The sequence below is a fragment of the Rhodococcus sp. SBT000017 genome, assembly GCF_003688915.1.
Taxonomy (GTDB): Bacteria; Actinomycetota; Actinomycetes; order Mycobacteriales; family Mycobacteriaceae; genus Rhodococcoides.
The window spans coordinates 617,412-639,833 of record NZ_REFU01000001.1 but is presented as its reverse complement, the minus strand read 5'-3'; the positions used below and the strand labels follow the sequence as shown (position 1 = coordinate 639,833).

Genomic DNA, 22,422 nt, shown 5'->3' with positions numbered 1-22,422 from the left:
TCTGTGCGGACTCTTTCCTACGACGATTGTTCGGCGGGAGCCTCACGTCCGACGAACCGTTCGGCCACAACCGCTTTCGTCATTCGGCGGTAGCTGTTCGACTCGGAGTCGTAGTACCACGAACGCGCACTCGGCGTCGGAATGCCGACCTGCTTCAACGCCGTCGCGGTCGGTCGGTACGCGCGTCCCACCGGAATCTCGGGCACCACGTGCACGATCGCCGGACGCTCGGCCGGAAGCAATACTCCGAGCGCGTCGGTCAATGCACGAGCGGTGATCACCGCCTCCGGTTGCAGCGAGATGGCGCAGACGGCCACCTCGGTGGCCGACGCCTCGACGCGCACCGATCGCGGCCGATCGGACGTCACCCGCACTCCGTAGACCACAGCCGAATCGACCTGATCCAGGTCACCTACCGCGTCGACGATCGGCTGGGTGTACACCGGACCGCACGCCGAACGCACCACGGTGTCCTTGCGGTCGACGAGCCAGTAGTCGCCGTCGGAATCGCGACGGAACAGGTTCTCGGTGGGGATCCAGGCGTCCGTGGGCTCGAAGACTCCGCGCATGACGTGACTGGTCGCTTCGCCGTCTCCGCTCGGTCGACCGAGGAGCAGCCCGATCTCGTCGTCGCGGCACTGTCGGACGAAGCCGTCGTCGTCCTCTTCGAGGCGGCCGGTGATCGGATCGTAGGCCGCCAGCGCAACCCGTGCACTGCCGGGCAACGGACGGCCCTTGGAGCCGATCTTCGAGCCGGCCACGTTGGCCAGAATCACGTCGTTCTCGGTGGATGCGTAGAACTCGAGCACCCGAGCCGGGCTGAACCGCGCCAGCGTGCGACGCCACAGCCCCACCGGCATGCCGGAGCCGATGAACAGCCGCACCGGGTGACCGGAGTCGACCGGGAACCGACCGTCGTCGAGGATCTGCCGCATCATCGTCCACGTGTAGCTCACGACGGTGACGCCGTAGCGGTACACCTCTTCGCTGAACCGCTCGGGTTCGAGACCACGGGAGAGCGCGATGCGTGACCCGCCCGCGAGCGCACCACCGATCGTGACGAGAATACCGGCCGAATGATGCAGCGGGGCAAGGCAATAGACAGTATCGCCGGGTCCGAGAGCGGCTGTGGTCGCAGTACCGAAGGCCGACAGAGCCCAACGATGATTGGTGATGTATCGCGGTTCGAGACCGCGATCGGTCGTCGTGAACAGGATCATCGCCAGTTCGCGGGCACGACCCGGATCGGGCTCGTACCACTGAGGCAAACGCACCGCGTCGGGATCGATGCCCTCGAGATCGATGACCTCGTAGCCGGACGGGATGTCGAGTCGCCGAGTCTCTCCGCCGCCGAGTACCAGGACGTTCGGTGCCACCGGGACCGCCGCGGCAGCATTCTCCGGATCGGCGATCACCGTGTCGACGTCGACGGTTCGCAGGGCTGCGGTCAGGTCGCTGCCCGGCTGCAGCAGAACAGGTACTGCCCCGATCCGCGAGAGCGCCGCCATCGCGGCCAACGCGCTGGGACGAGTCTCCATCAGCACACCGATGCGCGAGGCAGGTCGCACCCCGACGCTGATCAGACCGCGCACCACGTTGTCGATGCGGACGTTGACCGCGTCGTAGGTGTGCACTCGGTCGTCGAACAGGAAGCACTCACCGTTCGGAGATTTACGGCCCTGTTCGGCGATCAAGCGGCCCAACGAGACTCGACTGTGCGGCTGCATCTGCCCGAGGCGGGCGAGCCTCGGCAAAGTACGCACGGCCTCGGACGAGATTTCGCGGGTACCGCGCACCGCGCCGGTCGCCGCCGATGCCAGCCCACGGCCGACACCGACGCCCACCTCGGCAATGGAGGCTGCAGTGTGGATCAGTCGATTGGTGATCGACACACCGCTGTCGGAATCGCTGTGGTCCTCGCGCTCCATCACGCGAACCGCCTCCGGCTTGGGTCCGAGATCCTCACGCCACCGAATCCAGTTGCCCGTTGTCGGCCAGGTCTGCGCAGCCGCGGTACTGCCGACAACCAAGCCGAAATGGCCTGCGCGCAAGGTCGTTTCGAAGACCTGCGCACGCGGGGCAGCGCGCTGGATACCGCGCACGGCCAACGGTTGACCGATGTCGTCCACCTCGCCGACGAATGCCAACACCGGCACCGTGAGTTCGGCCAGCGTCAACAGTCTGTCCTTGATAACGAACCCACCGGTCATCATGCGGTTGTGCACGACGAACTGCTTCAGCAACTCCGCCACGGCCGGGCCGGACCAGGCCACCCACCCGTCCATCGCCAAAAAGCGTCGCTGCGGCTCGCGTGGCAACAGCGCCTCGCGGTCGTGCAACTGCCTCAGGAAATCCAAGCGCGACCGCACGGTCTTCGCCGGGTCGAGCAACTGGAATCCTGTCCGCGCCATCCACCCCGACACCGCAAGCCGGGTGAACACGTGGTCGGCCAGGAACTCGGCACCCCGCGTGGCTACTCCGGCCGGGATCCCGAGAGGCAAACCGGCGAGCGTGTCGACCGGAGCCCCGAACGTGATGAGGCTGGACAGATTTCGGCCGCCTCGGTAGGCAGCCGCTTGGTAGCAGAACATTCCGCCCTGGGAGTAGCCACCCAAGTGGACGTCGCGACCGGTGTGCTCGTGCACCTTGTCGACGACCTCGCTGATCGCCACGACATGATCGGCGAGCGTACGGCCCCAACCGCCTTCTTCGGTATCCGGCGAACCGAAATCGACAACCCACGGATCCAGACCCATGCCGTGCAGAATTCCGGCCGCGCCTTGCTCGGTCGTGACGTCGTAGACGTCCGCGGAGACCATCATCGGTGGAATCAGCACCACCGGAGGACTGTCCGCAGGAACATCGTCGGGAAAATAACGACGAAGCCGATACATCGGTTCGCGGTCCATCACCCGAAACGGTGACGGGTCCACCTCGGTCTCGAGACCACCGAGACGGATGACCTCGAGACCGTTCTGCGCCGTGGCGATGGCACGGCGCAGTGGGCCACGTACGGCGTCTGCATTCAGTCCCACAAATACACTCCTGCGTTCGGCCCCGACGGAACGACCGGCATCGGTCTTCGCGTGACGAAAGCTTCTCACATCACACTCGGGGAAACCGGCACGGATATCGATTGCGCACTCAGTGCCGCAACACCGGTTCCTCGGCCCACGTACGCAGCGTCGACGCCGTGGCTCGCACGCCCCCGAGCTGATGCGCCACCTGCACCGCGGCGGTGCCACCGCGAGCGTCACGCGACGAGATCGAGCCCTCCACCGTGAGCACCTCACGAACGGCCGGGGTGAGGGACGGATCGATCGCGGCGAGCTCGTCGTCGGTCAGATCCGCCAGCCCGACGCCTCGCGCCTCAGCCGCCCGGACACAGGCACCCGCAGCCTCGTGAGCAACGCGGAACGCAATCCCCTGCCGAACCATCCACTCGGCGATATCGGTGGCAAGAGTGAACCCGGCCGGTGCCAGCTCGGCCATCCGTTCGGTGTGGAACTCCAGCGTCGCCGTCAACCCGGTGAGCGCCGGGAGCAACAACTCGAGCTGCGCCACCGAATCGAACACCGGCTCCTTGTCTTCCTGGAGATCACGGTTGTAGGCCAACGGTTGCGCCTTCAGCGTGGCCAGCAGGCCGGTCAGATTGCCGATCAATCGGCCGGTCTTTCCGCGGGTCAACTCCGCGACGTCCGGGTTCTTCTTCTGCGGCATGATCGAGCTGCCCGTCGACCATGCATCGGCGAGGGTCACGTAGCCGTACTCGGGAGTGCTCCACGAGATGACCTCCTCGGCGAACCGAGACAGATCGACCGCCGTCATCGCCAACACGAACGCCGCCTCGGCCGCGAAGTCGCGCGAGGACGTGGCATCGATCGAGTTCTCGGCGGACGAGTCGAACCCGAGCTCCGCTGCGATCTTCTCCGGACTCAGACCCAGTGACGAACCGGCGAGAGCACCGGAACCGTACGGCGACACCGCTGCTCGCGTGTCGAAATCCGCGAAGCGTTGCACATCACGCAGCAGCGGATGGGTGTGCGCGAGCAGATGATGCGCCAGCAAAACCGGCTGCGCCGCCTGCGAATGCGTCTTGCCCGGCATGACGGCCGTCGGATGCGCCGCTGCCTGGGTGGCCAACGCGTCGACCACATCGAGAACGCCGACCGACACCCGGCGGACGGCGTCGCGCAGCCACATGCGGAACAGCGTGGCCACCTGGTCGTTTCGTGACCGGCCCGCACGCAGCCGACCACCGGTCTCGGGTCCGACGCGATCGATCAGACCGCGTTCGAGAGCGCCGTGCACGTCCTCGTCGGATTCGGCTGCGACGAACTCGCCCGAGGCGACATCGTCGGCGAGGCGCTGCAAACCGTCGAGCATGGTCTCGAGGTCCTGCGGGGTGAGCAGTCCGGCACCGTTGAGCACACGAGCATGCGCCATGGATGCGCGGATGTCATAGGGCGCGAGAACCCAGTCGAAGTGCGTCGACTTGCTCAGCGCTGCCATAGCGGCGGCCGGCCCGGATGCGAATCTGCCGCCCCAGAGCGAACCTTCGTTGGTTCCGTGCGAGGTCTCCGGATTCGTCACAGGCCCAGGTTCCGCTTCGCGGCGATCTTCGACGAGAGTCCGTGCAGCTGAACGAATCCCTTGGCCGCGGACTGGTCGAACGTGTCGCCCTCGTCGTAGGTGGCGAGATTGAAGTCGTAGAGCGACTCGCCACTGCGGCGTCCGTTGACGATGATCCCGCCCGCGTGCAGAACCAGGCGAATGTCGCCGGAGACGTGCTCCTGCGTGTGCTGCACGAACGTGTCGAGAGCGCCCTTCAGCGGGGAATACCACAGGCCGTCGTACACCATCTCGGCCCACTTCTGGTCGGTGTGGCGCTTGTAGCGACCGAGTTCGCGCTCGAGGGTCACGTGCTCGAGCTCCTCGTGGGCGCGGATGAGCACCATGGCACCGGGTGCCTCGTAGATCTCGCGACTCTTGATGCCCACGAGCCGATCCTCGACCACGTCCAGGCGACCCACACCCTGCGCACCCGCACGAGTGTTGAGCTCCTGAATCGCTTCGAGTACCGAGACCGGCCGGCCGTCGATCGCGACGGGACGACCCTTGTCGAACGAGACGATGAGCTCGTCCGGAGCCTGGAAGTTGACCGTCGGATCCTCGGTGTAGTCGTAGACATCCTTGGTCGGCGCATTCCACAGGTCCTCGAGGAAGCCGGTCTCCACCGCGCGCCCCCAGACGTTCTGGTCGATCGAGAACGGCGACTTGGTGGTCACGTTGATCGGGATGTCGTTCTCCTCGGCGAACTTGATCGCCTTCTCGCGCGTCCACGCGTAATCGCGAACCGGAGCCAACACCTCGAGCTCGGGGGCGAGGGTGTTGAAGCCCACCTCGAACCGAACCTGGTCGTTGCCCTTGCCCGTGCATCCGTGTGCGACAACGGTTCCGCCGTGCGCGCGCGCGTTCTCCACGAGGTGCTTGACGATCAACGGACGGCTGATGGCCGACACGAGCGGGTACCGATCCATGTACAGCGCGTTGGACTGCACCGTCGGCAAGCAGTACTCGTCGGCGAACTCGTCCCTGGCATCGACGACGACGGATTCGACTGCGCCGCAATCGAGTGCGCGCTGACGCACGACGTCCATGTCCTCGCCGCCCTGCCCCAGATCGATGGCGACGGCGACGACCTCCTTGCCGGTCTCCCTCCCGATCCAGCTGATGGCGACGGAGGTGTCGAGTCCGCCGGAGTAGGCGAGGATGACGCGTTCGGCCATGGTGTTCAAGCTCCTTCGTTGTTCTTGTTGCGCATGATGGGTAACCGGATCTCAGTTACCGCGTCGAGCAAGCTTTTCGATCTTGTCTGCGACCTCGCCACCGGTGTGTGGCTCGCGGGCGATCAACAGAATCGTGTCGTCCCCGGCGATGGTCCCGACGATCTCGGGCATCGCCGCGCGATCCAGAGCGCTGGCCAGGTAGTGCGCCGCGCCGGGTGGCGTCCTGAGGACGGCCTGGTTCCCGCTGTGATCGGTTGACACCAGCAACTCCCCCAGCAACTTCAGGAGGCGGTCGGTGCCGCCGGACACTCCCCGGACCGGGCTGCCGTCCTCGGGCACGACGTACACCCCCACTCCACCGTCGGGTGCGCGCAGTTTCACCGCACCCAATTCCTCGAGATCCCGCGAGAGCGTGGCCTGGGTGGTGTCGATCCCCTCGGCCGCGAGCAACGACGCCAGCTGCGGTTGACTGCGCACCTGATGCGTGGCCAGCAATGCGATAATCCGTGCTTGCCTGCCCGCGCGGGTCGACGCGGTCAACGGCACCGCAGTGACGTCCTCGCTCATGGTCGTCGGGCCTGTTCGAGGAGCCACACCAGCAGCGCCTTCTGCGCGTGCAGGCGGTTCTCGGCCTCGTCCCAGACCACGCTCTGGGGACCGTCGAGCACCTCGTCGGTGATCTCCTCGCCGCGATGTGCGGGGAGGCAGTGCAGCACAACGGCGTCCGACTGGGCTTTCGAGAGCAGATCGGAATCGATGCGATACGGCCGGAACGGAGCGACGCGATCGAGGCCGTCGTTCTCCTGACCCATCGACGTCCAGGTGTCGGTGACGAGCGCATCGGCACCGCTCGCCGCCTCGACCGGGTCCTCGGTGATGGTGATGGTGGCCCCGGTCTGCTCGGCGCGCGCATGCGCCGCGTCGAGAACGTAGCCGAGCGGCGCGAAATCCTTGGGCGCGGCGATCCGCACGTTCAGCCCGGCCGTAACTCCGCCGATGAGCAGCGAGTGCGCCATGTTGTTGGCACCGTCACCGAAGTAGGCCAAGGTGCGGCCCCGCAGATTCCCCTTGTGCTCGATCAGGGTCTGCAGATCCGCCAGAACCTGGCAGGGGTGGAACTCGTTGGAGAGGGCGTTGACGATCGGAATCGTTGCGCCGGTGGCCATCTGCTCGAGGCGCTTCTGCCCGAACGTGCGCCACACGACCGCCTCGACATAGCGCGAGAGAACCCGCCCCGTGTCCTGCAGCGTCTCCTCGCGACCCAGCTGGGTGTCGCGGCCTGTCACGACGACGGCATGACCACCCAACTGAGCGATGCCCATCTCGAACGAGAAGCGAGTACGCGTCGAGTTCTTCTCGAAGATGACACCGATCCCCTTGGGGCCCTCGAGCGGACGCTTCGAGAACGGTGCACGCTTGAGCTCTGCTGCCAGAGCAAGGATTTCGCCTTGCTGCTCAGGCGTGATGTCGTCGTCCCGGAGAAAGTGCTGAACGGTCATGGCTGATGAGCCTCCTGTGCTGCGTCGAGAATTGCCGGTAACGCCGTCACGAACGACGCGGCTTGCTCTTCGGTGATGATCAACGGTGGCGCGAGCCGGAGCACGTCGGGCTGTGCCGCGTTGAGGAGGAAGCCTGCCTCGCGCGCCGCCGCTTCGGCCGCCGGTGCGACTGCGGCGGTGAGGACAACGCCGAGGAGAAGACCCGAACCGCGCACATGGCTCACCAGAGGGTGATCGAGACCCTCGATGGAGTGCGCGATGGTCTTGCCGATGCTGTCCGCGTGCGAGATCAGATCCTCGTCGGCAATGGTGCGCAGGACGGCCAGAGCCGCCGCAGCGCATACGGGGTTACCACCGAACGTGGTGCCGTGCTTGCCCGGATGCAGCAACTCTCCTGCCGCACCGATGCCGATGCAGGCCCCGATGGGCAGGCCACCGCCCAGACCCTTGGCGAGCGTGATCACGTCGGGCACGATGCCGACCGACTGGTGGGCGTAGAACCATCCCGTTCGGCCGATACCGGTCTGCACCTCGTCCAGGACCAGCAGCGCACCGTGCTTCGCGGTGATCTCCCGCGCCGCAAGGAGGTATCCCTCGGGCGGAACCACCACACCGCCCTCGCCCATGATCGGTTCGAGAAACACTGCGGCGGTGTCGGAATCGACGACGGCTGCCAGCGCGGCGACATCGCCGTACGGAACATGGTGCACGCCTGCAGGCATCGGCTCGAACGGGATCCGCTTGTCCGGCTGACCGGTCAGCGCGAGAGCACCCATCGTCCGTCCGTGAAAGGACTTCTCGGCTGCCACGATGTTGGGGCGGCCGGTCAGGCGAGCGATCTTGAAGGCAGCCTCGTTGGCCTCGGTGCCCGAATTGCACAGGAACACCCGGCCGGTGGATCCGGCACCGAGGTGCGCGAGCAATTGCTCGGCCAGCGCGATACCGGGTTCTGTCGCATAGAGATTCGAGGTGTGACCCAGGGTGGACAGCTGAGTGGTGACCGCCTCGATCACCGCCGGATGGGCATGTCCGAGGATGTTCACGGCGATACCCGCGAGCAGGTCCAGATACTGCTTTCCGTCGGCGTCCGTCACCACCGCACCCTCACCGCGCACGAGCGCCACGCGCGGAACACCGTAGTTGTCCATCAACGAATTCGACCACCGCTGCTGCAGATCGAGGGTGGACTCGGTGCCGGTCATGGCGTGACTCCTGACGTAGAAGAGTGATCGGGGGTGACCATGGTGCCGATTCCCTCACCGGTGAACAGCTCCACCAGCACCGAATGTTCGACGCGACCGTCGATGACATGAGCCGACGGAACACCGGCTCGAACCGCCCGCAGGCAGGCTTCCATCTTCGGCACCATTCCGGCATCGAGCGAGGGCAGCAACGCCTCGAGCGTGGACGCGTCGATCTCGGAGGTCAACGAGTTGCGATCGGGCCAATCCGTGTACAGGCCTTCGACATCGGTGAGCACCACCATCTTCTCGGCGCCGATGGCACTGGCGAGCGCCGCTGCCGCAGTGTCGGCGTTGATGTTGTGGACGACGCCGTCGCGATCCGGAGCGATGGTGGACACCACCGGAATGCGCCCTGCTGCAATGAGATCGAAGACCGCTGCGGGGTTCACCGAGGTGACGTCGCCGACGAGGCCGATGTCGGTCTCGATGCCGTCGACCAGCACGGTGCGACGCGTCGCGGTGAACAGGTGCGCGTCCTCACCGGAGATTCCCACGGCGTAGGGACCGTGACCGTTGATCAAGCCGACGAGCTCGCGCCCGACCTGCCCGAACAGCACCATCCGCGCGACGTCCATGACCTCGGGCGTGGTGACGCGGAATCCGCCGCGGAATTCACCTGCCAGGCCGAGTCTGGTCAGCATGGCCGAGATCTGTGGCCCGCCGCCGTGAACGACGACCGGATGGATTCCGACGGCGCGTAGAAATACCATGTCGGCCGCGAACGCCCGCTTCAGATCGTCGTCGATCATGGCGTTTCCGCCGTACTTCACGACGACGATCTTGCCCGAGAATCGCTGCAGCCAGGGCAGAGCTTCGGCGAGGGTGAAGGCTTTCTGCGCGGCCGTCAACTGCTGTGCGGCCGAGGTCATGACGAGTACGCCGAATTCTCTTCGACGTACGCGTGCGAGAGATCGGTGGTTCGAATGGTGGCCGACCCGGCGCCGAGACCGAGATCGATGGTCACCGCGATGTCGACGCCGGACAGATCGACTTCCCGAGCTCCCGGCGCTCCCACGCCGTCGATGCACACCGGATTGCCGTTGAAGGACACGGCGATTCGATCCGGATCGAGCTCGATCGGGGCGATACCGATTGCCGCGAGCACCCGACCCCAGTTGGGATCCGACCCGAACAGGGCCGTCTTGGTCAGCGAGTCCCTGGCGACCGCGCGCGCGCCGATCAGGGCGTCGTCCTCGCTCATCGCGCCCGACACGGTGATCCGCACCCGCTTGGTCACGCCCTCGGCGTCGGCCATCATCTGGTCGGCCAGGTCGTCGCACACCGCCAGGACCGCGGCGTCGAGTTCTTCCTGCGATGGTGCCACTCCGCTGGCCCCGGAAGAGAGCAGCAGCACGGTGTCGTTCGTCGAGGACGCGCCGTCGACGTCGAGCCGGTCGTAGGACATCCGGGTCGCCGCGCGCAGCGCCTTGTCCAACTGGTCTGCGGTGGCTACGGCATCGGTGGTGATGACGCTGAGCATCGTGGCCAACGACGGTGCCAACATGCCTGCCCCCTTGGCCATGCCGCCGACGTTCCATTTGTCGGCGTGATGAACAGCCGCCTGCTTGGGCACGGTGTCGGTGGTCATGATCGCGTACGCCGCATCGGTACCACCGGAAATGCCGCCTGCGAGTTCGTGTACCACCTCGGTCACGCCGGGCAGCAGCTTGTCCATCGGGAGCCGGTCACCGATGAGACCCGTCGAGCACACGGCAACCTCGATCGCCCCGGTCTCCGAACCCCAGTTGCTCAGTGCCGATGCGACTTCCTCGGCCGTGCGGTGCGAATCCTGAAAGCCCGGCGTACCCGTGCAGGCATTGGCACCACCGGAATTGAGAATCACCGCACGCAGCCGTCCGGTGGAGAGCACCTGCTGCGACCACAACACGGGCGCAGCCTTGACCTTGTTGCGGGTGAACACACCCGCCGCAGCGAAATCGGGGCCCTCGTTGAACACCAAAGCCAGATCGGACTTGCCACTTGCCTTGATCCCAGCCGGAATACCGGCGGCGCGGAAACCCGCGGGACAGGTGACACCCTGCGTGCGCACGAGCTTGCCCGCAACCATGCCGACGGCCTCCGCCTGGCTCCCGACGCTGCTCATGGCGCTACTCCTACGGTAGAGAGACCCTCGGTCTCGGTGATTCCCAGTGCAAGATTCATGGATTGGACGGCGGCTCCCGCCGTGCCCTTGGCCAAGTTGTCGATGGCCGCGATCACGACGAGCAAGCCTGCGTCCGCATCGACCGACACGCTCATCTGCACGGCGTTCGACCCGATGACCGAACCGGTCTGCGGAAGTCGTCCGGCGGGAAGCACGTGCACGAACGGCTCTGCAGCGTAGGCCTTCTCGTAGACCTCGACGGCCTGCGCCTGCGTGGCGGTGGTGATCGCGGTGCAGGTGGCCAGGATTCCGCGAGGCATCGGTGCGAGAACCGGCGTGAAGGACACCGCAACAGCGCTACCGGCGACGGCCGAGAGGTTCTGCACGATCTCGGGAGTGTGGCGGTGTGCGCCCGCAACCGCGTACGCCCGAACCGAACCCATCACCTCCGAACCGAGAAGATCGGCCTTGGGAGCTCGGCCTGCACCCGAAGTACCGCTGACGGCAACGATATTGACGCGCGGCTCGATGATTCCTGCGGCGACAGCGGGTGCGAGCGCGAGAGACGACACCGTCGGGTAGCACCCGGGAACGGCGATGCGAGTGGCACCGACCAGCCGCTCCCGGCAGCCCGGCAACTCCGGCAAGCCGTACGGCCAACTGCCCGCGTGAGGACTCTTGTAGTACTTCTCCCAGGCAGCACCGTCGGTGAGGCGGAAATCGGCCCCGCAATCGATGATCACCACGGACTCGGGAAGCTGCAGCGCGAGTTCGGCGGACTTGCCGTGCGGGAGTCCCAGGAACACGACGTCGTGCCCGGCGAGTTCGTCGACGGTGGTCGGGGCGAGAACACGGTCTGCGAGAGGCAACAGATGGGGATGGAATTCACCCAGCGTCGCACCGGCATTGCCGCCCGCGGTCAGAGTGCCGATGACCAACGAACCGTCGCGCACTCCCGGGTGCCCGAGCAGCAATCGAAGAATTTCACCGCCGGCGTACCCACTTGCGCCCGCCACCGCGATGCGCCTCGGCGTGGCCTCCGAAATAGTCATGCGGTTTATTATGCAGCATCATGCAAGCTCATTCATGAACGGGTCCGGTGTGTCAGCGTCCGCCCATGGACTTGCGGATCTCGTCGAGCTTCCTCCGGCCGGCTTCCTGGCGTTCGTTCCACTGCTCGTCGAGGTCATGGCCCGCCCTCGACTCACGGTCCAACTCCTCCGCACCGACGGCTGTACCCGATCGCTGTTCCACCTTGTCGCGCACACCGTCCCACGTCGGCACCCCCGAATCGGTGAAGTCACCGATCGGCGCGCTCACCGCACCGGAACCGTATCCGGTACCGACGGGCAGGTCCTCGACCAGCTCCGCATCGATGATCCCCGGAACCGTGCCGCCGAGCGGAGCCCCCGGCGGTGGGTCACCGAGCGGCTGGTCGATCCGCGGCTTGGTCACCTGCGGAACGTCCACGTCGGGAACCGTTCCGGGTGGCGCTCCGCGATCGGGCGTGACCGGCTCCGGCCGGGCAGTACCCAACTCGGCCGCCAGAGCAGACGCAGCAGCTGCCACCGGGGCGAGCCGCGGGCGACCCGCCACGGCGGCAAGAATCTCCTCGATCACCTGAAGATCCGTCGCCGCACCGTCTGTTCCGAATTCACTCATGCGCTGCTCCCGTCACCCGTGATACTCGTGACTCCACGCTACGGACACACGAGCCCGGGCGTGCACGCATCAACTACTCAGCAGCGCTGATTCAACTGCGCAGCTGCGCGCCGACGGCCTTCGATGCCGCTTCGACCGCCGCATCGCGGGCAGCCGTCGCCTGATCCTCGGTCAAGGTGCCGTCGGCTCCGCGGAAGCGCAGCGCGAACGCCAGTGACTTGCGGCCCTCACCGACCTGTTCACCCTCGTAGACGTCGAACAGCCGAATCGACTCCAGCAGGTCGCCACCGCCGATCGTGAGCGCGGCTTGTACCGACGCTGCCGGCACGGACGCGTCGACCACCACGGCCACGTCCTGCAACACCGCCGGATACGGGGACACCTCGGGAGCAGGGAGCGATTCGACGACGGGCAGAGCGCTCAGACTCAACTCCACGGCACACGTACGCGGCGGCAAGCCCGCCCGCTCGAGCACCGCCGGATGCAGCTCGCCCGCGTATCCGACGACGTCGCCGTCGAGCAGGACCTCCGCGCACCGACCCGGATGCCACGGAAGATGCTGTGCTGCCCGAAGATCGACGTGCACTCCGGACGCCTCGGCAACGGTACGCACCGCAGCGAACGCATCGGTGGCCTCGGCCGCGCGGCCGGGACCCCACGGACCCGCCAACTCACGCTGACCGGTGAGCACCATGCCCACGTGCACAGGCTGCGCAGGCAACGAACCACGAAGCATGGCGATCTGGTCGTCGGTGGGACGACGATCGACCGGCAACGCGTCCACGGCGGCGGTGGCGTCGTGCCGGAGCACCACCTGGGCAATGCCGAACAGCGAGACGTCTCGCTGACCGCGGGCGATGTTCCTGCTCAGCATCTCGAGCAATCCCGGAAGCACAGTGGTCGCGAGCTCGGGACGGTCGGCCTCGAGCGGATTGAGCACCGAGGTGGTCGCGCGCCGCGGGTCGTCCGCGTCGAGACCCCACGTGTCGAACACGCCCTTGGGCAAGAACACCGGGGGCAACACCTCGACGTACCCGGCGAACGCGAGTGCCTTACCGACCGCGCGCCTGCGCTTCTGTTCGGCGGTGAGGCCACGACCTCCCGGGGCCGACGGCAGTACCGACGGGATCTGTTCGAGCCCTTCGAGCCGCAGCACCTCCTCCACCAGGTCGGCGCGCTGCACCAGGTCCGGTCGCCAGGACGGCGGGGTGACGATGAGCTGGCCGTGCCCGCCGTCGTCGACCGACACCTCGACCCCGCAGCCGATCTGCGTCAACCGTCGGGCAGCGGTGCCGTTGGGGTACTGCACTCCGGCGATGCGGTCCGGCAGGTCGAAGTCCATCGTGACCGTGGGATATTCGGCGGCTTCACCGATATCGGTCAACACGGGCTCGATCCGGCCGCCGGCAATCTCGACCAACAACTGTGCTGCCCGGTCGAGCGCCGCCACCGGAAGAGCCGAATCCACGGTCCGCTCGAAACGCTTGCTGGCCTCGCTGGAGAGCTTGTGTCGACGACCGGTGCGGAACACCGCGAGCGGATCGAACGATGCCGCTTCGAGCACGACCTCGGTGGTCGAATCGTCGACTTCGGTCGACGCGCCGCCCATGACACCGGCCAACGAGATCGCTCCCGATCTGTCGGCAATGACGACGTCCTCGGGATCGAGGGAACGCTCGACGCCGTCCAGCGTGGTCAGCTTCTCCCCCGCATTCGCGCGGCGGACGACCAGATCGCCGTCGAACTTGGCCGCATCGAACGCGTGCAGCGGCTGGCCGAGCTCGTGGAGCACGTAGTTGGTGACATCGACGGCCGCCGAGATCGGGCGCACGCCGGCGAGCAACAGTCGACGCTGCATCCACCAGGGTGTCGTCGCCGTCGGGTCGATGCCGACAATCTTGCGCAACGCGAATCGCGATGCGTTCGAGGCCGGTTCGACGGTGACCGACCATGCGTCACCGGTGACCTCGGTGGGGACCGTGCGCGCCGGATCCACGAACGGGAGATCGAAACTGCAGGCCAGTTCACGGGCGAGGCCGCGGACGGAGAAGGCGTACCCGCGATCGGGGGTCACGTTGAGCTCGATGACCGAGTCCTGCAGACCCAGAACGGGTTTGGCGTCGTCGCCCGGAGCGGCCGTGCCCTCGGGCAGCACCAGAATTCCGGAGTGATCCTTACCCAACCCGAGTTCGAGCGTCGAGCAGATCATGCCGTTGGAATTGCGGCCGTACGTCTTGCGCGACGCGATGGCGAATCCCCCGGGCAGGACGCTGCCCGGCAGAGCGGCCACGATCAGGTCACCCTCGGCGAAGTTCCTGGCTCCGCACACGATTTCCTGCGGCTCGGCGGCTCCGACGTCCACGAGGCAGAAGCGAATCGGCTTCTTGAACTCGGTCAGCTCCTCGATCGAACTCACCCGACCCACCACCAGTGGGCCGGTCACGTTGTCGAGCGAGTCGAGTTCCTCGACCTCGAACCCGACCCGCACGAAACCGGCGTCGAGCTCCTCGGGCGACACGGCCCAGTCGGGAGACCCCGCGTGCAGGACCTCGGTCAGCCAGGATTGTGGGACTCGCACGTGTGCTCAGCTCTTTCTTGTATCCGAGAAGTAGTGGGTCGGGTGAGAAGCTTCCGTCAGGCCTGGACACCGAAGGGCAACGTGAACCTGATGTCGCCCTCGACGATGTCGCGCATGTCCGGGATGTCGTTGCGGAACTGCAGAGTCCGCTCGAGGCCCATGCCGAAAGCGAATCCGGTGTAGACCTCTGGATCGATGCCGCTGGCCTGCAACACCTTCGGGTTGACCATTCCGCAGCCACCCCACTCGACCCAACCGGCCCCGCCCTTCTTCTTGGGGAACCACACGTCGACCTCGGCCGACGGCTCGGTGAACGGGAAGTAGTTGGGCCGCATGCGAGTACGGGTGTCGTTGCCGAACAGCGCCTTGGCGAACGCATCCAGTGTGCCGCGCAGATGCGCCATGGTCAGGCCCTTGTCGATGGCAAGACCCTCGACCTGGTGGAAGACCGGCGTGTGCGTGGTGTCGAGTTCGTCCGTGCGAAACGTCCGACCCGGGCAGACGACGTAGATCGGCACCTCACGCGAGAGCATCGACCGGACCTGTACCGGGGAGGTATGGGTGCGCAATACCTGCCGCGAACCCTCCGGTGCGATGTGGAACGTGTCCTGCATCGTGCGTGCCGGGTGGTCGGGCAGGAAGTTGAGCGCATCGAAATTGAAGTGTTCGGTTTCGACCTCGGGGCCTTCTTCGACCTCCCAGCCCATTCCGACGAACACGTCGGCAACCTGTTCGGCGATGATCGTGATGGGGTGCCGGGCGCCGACGGGGGCTCGGTCGGTCGGCAGTGTGACGTCGATGGTTTCGGCGACCAGGATGGCATCGTCACGCTCGGCCGACAGCACGGCGCGTCGCTCGTCGAAGGCCTTCTGCACTCGATCGCGCGCTGCCTTGACGCGTTTGCCCGCATCCGCCTTCTGGTCCCCCGGGATCGCACCGAGTGCGCGCTGCGCCAGCGCCAACGGAGCTTTGCCGCCCACATGGTCGATCTTGACCTTGGTCAGAGCATCGAGGTCCGACGCGTCGGCGAACGCCTGCTCGGCCGAGTCCACTGCGGATCCGAGCGCGGACTCCTCGAGAACGCTCGGATCTACCGGCTCGGTTCCGACATCTTTCTTCGCCACGACAGCTGCACTCCTCGAGTAATAGTCGGTGTCTGCCACGAAGGGTCGTTGCGCAGGCTTCACTCCTGCGCAACAAGGGTCGTTGCGCAGGCTTCACTCCTGCGCGGAGCAGACAGGTATCGATCCTAGGCGAGACCTGCTCACGGAGTTTCGGAGCGTCGCTGCGCCCTGGCACTGGCGTACAGGCAGATCGCCGCGGCGGTTGCCAGGTTGAGGCTCTCGGCGCGGCCGTGGATCGGGATTCGAATCCGGTGATCGGCGTCGCGTGTCACCGACTCGGGCAGCCCGTGCGCCTCGTTGCCGAACAACCACGCGGTCGGTTGCGTGAGCAGTTCGTCGGCGTCGTCCAGGTCCACTTCGCCATCGGCGGCCGTGGCGACGATGGTCAGACCCGCTCTGCGCAACGCGTCGATTCCGGACTCGATCGTTCGCTCCCGAGCAATGGGCAGATGGAACACGCTGCCTGCAGAGGCGCGGACGCATTTGCCATTGTGTGGGTCCACCGAGTCGCCCAGCAGCACGACCGAATCCGCTCCGGCCGCGTCGGCGACGCGAATGACCGTCCCGGCATTGCCCGGCTCTGCCATCTCCACCGGTACGGCCACCAACCGCGGTGTTCCGGCCAGCGCACGGTCGATCGGGACGTCGACCAACTCGGTGACTGCGATCAGGCCCTGCGGGGTGACGGTGTCGGACAATGCCTTCGCAGCACGGTCGGTGATCGGATGAACTCGTGCGCCGCCGGCCTCGACGGACGCGATGAGGTCATGGTGGCGCTCGAGGGCATCCGCGGTGAAGAACAGATCACGAACCAACCGTGACTGCGCCGCCTCGGACACAGCATTGAAGCCTTCGGCGAGAAAGAGCCCGGTCTTCTTGCGTTCCGCGGCTCGAGCGAGCTTGACGGCCGAAACGACCCGCGGAGTTCGCTCGGTCAGCGAATCCACGGGCCGTTTCGGTGTTGAGTCGTCGTACGTCGACTCGCTCAGGCTGCTTCTCCGGCCGGAGCGTTGACATCGGCAGGCAATGCAGCCTTGGCGATGGCGACCAGGCTGGCGAACGCAGCAGCATCCGACACAGCGAGCTCGGCGAGGATCTTGCGGTCGACCTCGACGCCCGCGGCCTTGAGGCCCTGGACGAAGCGGTTGTACGTGATGTCGTTGGCCCGAGCTGCAGCGTTGATACGCGTGATCCACAGCTTGCGGAAGTCACCCTTACGCGCGCGGCGGTCCCGGTAGGCGTAGGTCAGCGAGTGGAGCTGCTGCTCCTTGGCCTTGGTGTACAGACGTGAGCGCTGTCCGCGGTATCCCTTGGACGCTTCGAGAATCGAACGGCGCTTCTTCTGGGCGTTGACGGCCCTTTTTACGCGTGCCACTGGTAAATCCTGTCGATCTGGGGGCTTGTGAAACCCCGAATGGTAATGGGATGAAGCCGACCGTTATCGGTCGGCGGCCGGTCCAGATCAGATGCCGAGCAGGCGCTTGATCCGCGGGACGTCGGGCTTCTTGACGACGGCGACACCATCGAGGCGACGAGTCACCTTGGTGGGCTTGTGCTCGAGCAGGTGGCGACGGCCGGCCTTCTGGCGCAGGATCTTGCCGCTGCCGGACACCTTGAATCGCTTCTTGGCACCACTGTGGGTCTTCTGCTTGGGCATGAAATCCTCTTCTTCTAATAGCTCTTCGGTGGTGCATGGCACAGCCGTACATCGCTACGGAAAACCTGTGCACCGAAGCAGGTGTAGGGCTGTCTTACTGGTAGAGCGCGAGGCTCAGTTGGTCTGCGCCGGAGTAGCCGGAGCTGCTGCGGCCGGTGCCTCGGCAGCCGGGGCTGCGTCGGCGGGCTGTTCCGGCGCGGGGGCCGGTGCGCGCTGCGCGGGCGGAGCCGCTGCGCTCTCCTGTGCCTTGACGCGAGTCTTGGCACCCTTGTGCGGTGCCAACACCATCGTCATATTGCGGCCGTCCTGCTTGGCCGAGGTCTCCACGAAGCCGAGCTCCGCGACGTCCGCGCCCAGGCGCTGCAGCAGACGGAAGCCGAGTTCGGGACGCGACTGCTCGCGGCCGCGGAACATGATGGTGACCTTGACCTTCGAGCCGGCTTCGAGGAAGCGAACGACGTTGCGCTTCTTCGTCTCGTAGTCGTGTGCGTCGATCTTGGGACGGAGCTTCTGCTCCTTGATGACGGTCAGCGTCTGGTTCTTGCGCGATTCGCGCGCCTTCTGCGCAGCCTCGTACTTGAACTTCCCGTAGTCCATGATCTTGCAGACCGGCGGACGTGCGTCGGGAGCTACTTCTACAAGGTCGAGGTCGGCTTCGAGAGCCAAGCGGAGTGCATCTTCAACACGCACGATCCCCACCTGTTCACCGCCCGGTCCGACAAGCCGGACCTCGGGAACTCGGATGCGATCGTTGATGCGGGTCTCAGTGCTGATGGGGCCTCCTAGGTAGTGCGGTGTGGTGTGTAACCCGACCGCCTGCCACTGGCACAGCCCGTCGCCGTCGATCCTCGACATTCCCCGCAGCGATGCGAACCGCTGCAACGAAAAAACCCTGCTCTCGGTGTGATCCGATAGCAGGGCCCGATGTCGACCGGTCGATCCGCACGACAACCATCGTCGTACAGTCTCCTCACTGGGAGGAAGCACAGCGGAAATCGGTAAGATCTCCATCGTGCGACCGGACCGGAAGTAGCTTGTTGAAGGCTACGTGCCGGTGGGAGTCGGGCTCCACTTGCTGCCTCCGTGCGGTGAACTCCATCGAGGAGCGCACGCCGAAGACGGTCGTCGAGTCACACTACCAGCCGATTCGAGAAACCGACAATCGAGCCCGATCGCCCCGGACAGCGTCGGCACCCGATTCTGCCGGCCGAAGGCGGCGTGGGATTCTCGTAGGCATGACCAGCTCCCCCAATCCCGACGATGCCGCAGGTGCCGACCCCCTGGGTGCCGAGCCCGAAGTCCGTGAACTCGCCGAGGTCCCCGCGGTCGAGGTCATCAGCCGCGCTGCGGTGATGCTGATGAGTTCTGCAGCCGAGAAGTTGGGTCTCTCCGAGCCGGATCCCGCGGAGAGCCCCTACCTGGACCTCGACGAGGCACGACGCGTCATCACCGCATTGGCAGGCCTGGTCACCGCGTCGGTGGAATACCTCGGCCCCCATGCCGGACCCATTCGCGACGGGCTGCAGGCACTGCAGCGCGCATTCCGGGAAGCATCTGCCCACCCGGACGAGCCAGGAAAGGGCCCGGGCGAGAAGTACACCGGTCCGGTGCACTGAGCAGAACACCAGCGAAGTAGACACACACGAAGCCGCATCCGGTGAGTACCGGATGCGGCTTCGTCGTGCGCGGGCTGTTACCCCTGTCTGCTGCGCTTATCGGACAGCGGCGACCTTGCGAGGCCTGCGCTTCTTCGGAGCGGCCTTCACCGGCGGAGCGACGACGGACTCACGAGTGAGCGCCTCCTGAAGGAACTTGCCGGTGTAGCTCTCGGAAACCGCGGCCACGGCCTCCGGATCCCCTTGCGCCACAACCATTCCGCCGCCGGAGCCGCCTTCGGGACCCATGTCGATGACCCAGTCCGAGACCTTGATGACGTCGAGATTGTGCTCGATCACGATCACCGTATTGCCCTTGTCCACGAGACCGTTCACGACGCCGAGCAACTTGCGAATGTCCTCGAAGTGCAAGCCGGTGGTCGGTTCGTCGAGGATGTAGACCGTACGGCCGGTGGACCGCTTCTGCAATTCTGCGGCCAGTTTGACGCGCTGCGCCTCGCCGCCGGACAACGTCGTTGCCGGTTGGCCGAGGCGGACGTACCCGAGACCGACCTCGACGAGCGTCTTGAGGTAACGGTGGATCGAGGTGATGGCCTCGAAGAAGTCGGCGGCCTCCTCGATCGGCATGTCCAGGACCTCGGCGATGGTCTTGCCCTTGTAATGGACCTCGAGTGTCTCGCGGTTGTACCGCGCACCCTCACAGACCTCGCACGGAACGTAGACGTCCGGCAGGAAGTTCATCTCGATCTTGAGGGTGCCGTCTCCCGAGCATGCCTCGCACCGGCCGCCCTTGACGTTGAACGAGAATCGACCGGGCTGATAGCCGCGCACCTTGGCCTCGGTTGTCGCCGCGAACAGGGTGCGGATCTTGTCGAACACCCCGGTGTACGTTGCCGCGTTCGAGCGCGGTGTGCGTCCGATCGGCGACTGGTCCACCCGCACGAGCTTGTCGAGCTGATCGAGTCCGTTGATGCGCGTGTGCCGACCGGGAACCTGACGGGCACCGTTGAGCTTGTTCGCCATCACCGTCGCGAGGATGTCGTTGACGAGCGTGGACTTGCCCGAACCCGACACCCCGGTGACCGAGGTCAGCACGCCGAGCGGGAAGCTGACGTCGATGCCGCGGAGGTTGTGCTCTCGGGCACCGACCACGGTGACCTGACGCTTCTTGTCCACGACACGACGGGTGTCGGGCAGCGGAATTTCCATCCGCCCGGACAGGTACGCACCGGTCAACGATTCCTCGTTGGTCAGCAGGTCCTCGTACGAACCGCTGTGCACGACGCGTCCACCGTGCTCACCCGCCAATGGACCGATGTCGACGATCCAATCGGAGGTGCGGATGGTGTCCTCGTCGTGCTCGACGACGATCAACGTGTTCCCGAGATCGCGCAGCCGCGTCAACGTGTCGATGAGCCGACGGTTGTCGCGCTGATGCAGTCCGATCGAGGGCTCGTCGAGGACGTACAGAACGCCGACGAGTCCCGACCCGATCTGGGTGGCGAGTCGGATGCGCTGGGCCTCGCCGCCGGACAGCGAGCCGGCGGTCCTGGCCAGTGACAGGTATTCCAGACCGACGTCCAACAGGAAGCCGAGCCGAGCCTGCACCTCTTTGAGGACCTGACCTGCGATTGCTTCCTCGCGGCGACCGAGAGTGAGGCTGTTCAGGAAATCTGCGGTGTCGGCGATCGACAACTCGCACACCTCGGCGATCGACTTCGGCCCGAAGTCGCCCGCCGCGATCGTCACCGACAGGATCTCGGGCCGCAGCCTGGCACCGTTGCAGGTGGGACACGGCACGTCGCGCATGTAGCCGTCGTAGCGTTCCTTCATCTGCTCGGACTCGGTCTGCTCCAACCGGCGGTGCAGGAACGGCATCACACCCTCGAACTCGGCGTAGTACGACCGCGTGCGGCCGTAGCGGTTTTTGTACTTCACGTGCACCTGGTGATCGCTGCCCTCGAGGACCGCACGCTTGACCTTGGCGGGCAGCTTGTTCCACGGCGCGTTCAGGTCGAATCCCATGGCGTCGGCGAGCCCGGACAGCAGGCGACCGAAGTACTCCGACGTCTGGCCCATCGACCACGGTGCGATGGCACCGTCCGCGAGGCTGAGATCGCCGTCTGGAACGACCAGCTCCGGGTCGACCTCCTTGCGGACGCCGAGCCCGACGCAATCCGGGCACGCACCGTACGGCGAGTTGAAGGAGAACGACCGAGGTTCGAGATCGTCGATCGACAACGGGTGACCGTTGGGGCAGGCGAGCTTCTCGGAGAACCGGCGCTCACGGTCCGACGCATTCTCGTCACGGTCGACGAAATCGAGCACCACGATGCCGTCGGCCAACCGAAGGGCGGTTTCCACCGAATCGGTCAGCCGCTGCTTCGAACTCGACTTGACGGTCAGGCGGTCGACGACGACCTCGATGTCGTGCTTTTCCTGCTTCTTGAGCACCGGCGGGCTCGTGAGCTGATGTACGACGCCGTCGACCCGAACACGCGAGTAGCCCTGGGTGTTGAGCGAATCGAACAGGTCGACGAACTCGCCCTTACGGGTACGCACCACCGGGGCGAGAACCTGAAACTTCAGGCCCTCCTCCATGTCCAGCACCTGATCGACGATCTGCTGCGGAGTCTGCTTCGCGATCTGTTCGCGGCACACGGGGCAGTGAGCCGTTCCCGCACGCGCGTACAACAGACGGAGGTAGTCGTAGACCTCGGTGATGGTGCCCACGGTCGATCGCGGGTTGCGGTTGGTCGACTTCTGATCGATGGAGACCGCAGGCGAGAGGCCCTCGATGAAATCGACGTCCGGCTTGTCCATCTGACCGAGGAACTGTCGCGCGTATGCGGACAACGACTCGACGTAGCGACGCTGCCCTTCGGCGAAGATCGTGTCGAAGGCGAGGGACGACTTGCCCGAGCCGGACAGACCCGTGAACACGATCAGCGCATCCCGCGGCAGGTCGATGTCGACTCCCCGCAGATTGTGCTCCCGTGCACCTCGCACTATCAGGCGATCCGCCACTGTGTTCCCTTCTTTCCGAACGAGCACGTCCAGCCGAGTTGCTGCGGGGCGCAGCACTGCACGACCTTCGAGTCGCGTGATGACGTGTGATGCCGACGCACCGGTCACCGTCGTGTAACCGT

The 22,422-nt window shown here is 65.8% G+C and carries 18 protein-coding genes; 1 reads left to right on the top strand and 17 read right to left on the bottom strand.

Features of this window, described 5'->3' with window-relative positions; genetic code table 11:
* Window positions 1-17: 17 nt before the first annotated feature.
* The 16 genes from AYK61_RS02820 to infC form a co-directional block, all read right to left on the bottom strand.
* Entirely contained in the window at window positions 18-3,035 is a 3,018-nt protein-coding gene (locus tag AYK61_RS02820; RefSeq protein WP_121872377.1) for an AMP-binding protein, read from the bottom strand.
* Between the two features lie 109 nt (window positions 3,036-3,144).
* Window positions 3,145-4,593, bottom strand: coding sequence for an argininosuccinate lyase (argH, locus tag AYK61_RS02815; RefSeq protein WP_121869727.1), 1,449 nt, complete (start codon window positions 4,591-4,593; stop codon window positions 3,145-3,147).
* Window positions 4,590-5,789: an argininosuccinate synthase gene (locus AYK61_RS02810; RefSeq protein ID WP_121869726.1), complete on the bottom strand. Its 1,200-nt coding sequence runs from the start codon at window positions 5,787-5,789 to the stop codon at window positions 4,590-4,592. The genes argH and AYK61_RS02810 overlap by 4 nt, the downstream gene beginning before the upstream one ends.
* A 51-nt stretch (window positions 5,790-5,840) precedes the next feature.
* The gene (locus AYK61_RS02805) at window positions 5,841-6,356 is read right to left on the bottom strand and encodes an arginine repressor (RefSeq protein ID WP_037192611.1); all 516 of its coding nucleotides are present in this window, start codon (window positions 6,354-6,356) and stop codon (window positions 5,841-5,843) included.
* A complete protein-coding gene (gene argF / locus AYK61_RS02800) occupies window positions 6,353-7,288 on the bottom strand; it encodes an ornithine carbamoyltransferase (RefSeq protein WP_121869725.1) in 936 nt (311 codons plus the stop codon). Before argF ends, AYK61_RS02805 begins: the two co-directional genes overlap by 4 nt.
* The gene (locus AYK61_RS02795; RefSeq protein WP_121869724.1) at window positions 7,285-8,490 is read right to left on the bottom strand and encodes an acetylornithine transaminase; all 1,206 of its coding nucleotides are present in this window, start codon (window positions 8,488-8,490) and stop codon (window positions 7,285-7,287) included. Before AYK61_RS02795 ends, argF begins: the two co-directional genes overlap by 4 nt.
* Window positions 8,487-9,401, bottom strand: a complete 915-nt coding sequence (gene argB / locus AYK61_RS02790) for an acetylglutamate kinase (protein ID WP_121869723.1) — start codon at window positions 9,399-9,401, stop codon at window positions 8,487-8,489. The genes AYK61_RS02795 and argB overlap by 4 nt, the downstream gene beginning before the upstream one ends.
* Window positions 9,398-10,600 carry a bifunctional glutamate N-acetyltransferase/amino-acid acetyltransferase ArgJ gene (gene argJ, locus AYK61_RS02785; protein ID WP_183130396.1) on the bottom strand — a complete coding sequence of 401 codons (1,203 nt, stop codon included), beginning with the start codon at window positions 10,598-10,600 and terminating at the stop codon, window positions 9,398-9,400. Before argJ ends, argB begins: the two co-directional genes overlap by 4 nt.
* A gap of 32 nt (window positions 10,601-10,632) precedes the next feature.
* The gene (gene argC / locus AYK61_RS02780) at window positions 10,633-11,688 is read right to left on the bottom strand and encodes an N-acetyl-gamma-glutamyl-phosphate reductase (RefSeq protein WP_121869721.1); all 1,056 of its coding nucleotides are present in this window, start codon (window positions 11,686-11,688) and stop codon (window positions 10,633-10,635) included.
* A gap of 52 nt (window positions 11,689-11,740) precedes the next feature.
* Window positions 11,741-12,298 carry a hypothetical protein gene (locus AYK61_RS02775; protein WP_121869720.1) on the bottom strand — a complete coding sequence of 186 codons (558 nt, stop codon included), beginning with the start codon at window positions 12,296-12,298 and terminating at the stop codon, window positions 11,741-11,743.
* A 91-nt stretch (window positions 12,299-12,389) separates the two neighbouring features.
* Window positions 12,390-14,876: a phenylalanine--tRNA ligase subunit beta gene (gene pheT / locus AYK61_RS02770; protein WP_121869719.1), complete on the bottom strand. Its 2,487-nt coding sequence runs from the start codon at window positions 14,874-14,876 to the stop codon at window positions 12,390-12,392.
* Between the two features lie 56 nt (window positions 14,877-14,932).
* The gene (pheS, locus tag AYK61_RS02765) at window positions 14,933-16,000 is read right to left on the bottom strand and encodes a phenylalanine--tRNA ligase subunit alpha (protein ID WP_121872376.1); all 1,068 of its coding nucleotides are present in this window, start codon (window positions 15,998-16,000) and stop codon (window positions 14,933-14,935) included.
* Between the two features lie 140 nt (window positions 16,001-16,140).
* A complete protein-coding gene (locus tag AYK61_RS02760) occupies window positions 16,141-16,947 on the bottom strand; it encodes an RNA methyltransferase (RefSeq protein ID WP_121869718.1) in 807 nt (268 codons plus the stop codon).
* A gap of 38 nt (window positions 16,948-16,985) precedes the next feature.
* Window positions 16,986-17,375, bottom strand: coding sequence for a 50S ribosomal protein L20 (gene rplT, locus AYK61_RS02755; RefSeq protein ID WP_032378959.1), 390 nt, complete (start codon window positions 17,373-17,375; stop codon window positions 16,986-16,988).
* A gap of 87 nt (window positions 17,376-17,462) precedes the next feature.
* Window positions 17,463-17,657 (bottom strand): 50S ribosomal protein L35, encoded by a 195-nt coding sequence (gene rpmI, locus AYK61_RS02750; RefSeq protein ID WP_032394297.1) that lies wholly within the window; start codon window positions 17,655-17,657, stop codon window positions 17,463-17,465.
* 114 nt (window positions 17,658-17,771) lie between these two features.
* Window positions 17,772-18,512 (bottom strand): translation initiation factor IF-3, encoded by a 741-nt coding sequence (gene infC, locus AYK61_RS02745; RefSeq protein ID WP_045199680.1) that lies wholly within the window; start codon window positions 18,510-18,512, stop codon window positions 17,772-17,774.
* 380 nt (window positions 18,513-18,892) lie between these two features.
* Here infC and AYK61_RS02740 point away from each other — a divergent pair, with 380 nt between their 5' ends.
* Window positions 18,893-19,273 carry a DUF1844 domain-containing protein gene (locus tag AYK61_RS02740; RefSeq protein WP_045199679.1) on the top strand — a complete coding sequence of 127 codons (381 nt, stop codon included), beginning with the start codon at window positions 18,893-18,895 and terminating at the stop codon, window positions 19,271-19,273.
* Between the two features lie 96 nt (window positions 19,274-19,369).
* On the opposite strand, the gene uvrA is transcribed toward AYK61_RS02740, so the two are convergent.
* Window positions 19,370-22,300: an excinuclease ABC subunit UvrA gene (gene uvrA, locus AYK61_RS02735; protein WP_121872375.1), complete on the bottom strand. Its 2,931-nt coding sequence runs from the start codon at window positions 22,298-22,300 to the stop codon at window positions 19,370-19,372.
* Window positions 22,301-22,422 lie beyond the last annotated feature (122 nt).